The organism is Chryseobacterium sp. SIMBA_029, from assembly GCF_046535275.1.
Classification (GTDB): domain Bacteria; phylum Bacteroidota; class Bacteroidia; order Flavobacteriales; family Weeksellaceae; genus Chryseobacterium.
This window is the reverse complement of record NZ_JAWRXA010000436.1, coordinates 1-264: the sequence shown is the minus strand read 5'-3', so window position 1 is coordinate 264 and position 264 is coordinate 1. Positions and strand designations below refer to the sequence as shown.

Sequence of the window (264 nt, the reverse complement as noted above, 5' to 3'; positions counted from 1 at the left end):
CTCGACGGATGGAGAAGAACGCGCTCTCCCCTGTTTCAGCGGCCAACCGGCGGAGGGATGGACGGGCGATCTCCTCCATCGGGAAGCGGGCCGCCGCCACGGATCCGAGCAAGAAGATTTCTGAGCCCAGGGCCCACTTGCCGGTGGCGGAATTGTGTTCAAGGAGGCCCTCAGCTGCCAGCGATGACAGCAACCGGTGCACGGTGGGGCGGGTCAACCCTGACTCACGGACCAAGCCGGCCAGGGACGTCCCCTCCGGCTTGC

The 264-nt window shown here is 66.7% G+C and carries 1 protein-coding gene; it reads right to left on the bottom strand.

Annotated features, from left to right (window positions below):
• Window positions 1–264, bottom strand: a 264-nt coding sequence (locus SB679_RS24735; RefSeq protein WP_410704938.1) for a helix-turn-helix domain-containing protein, incomplete at both ends; no start/stop codon positions are given.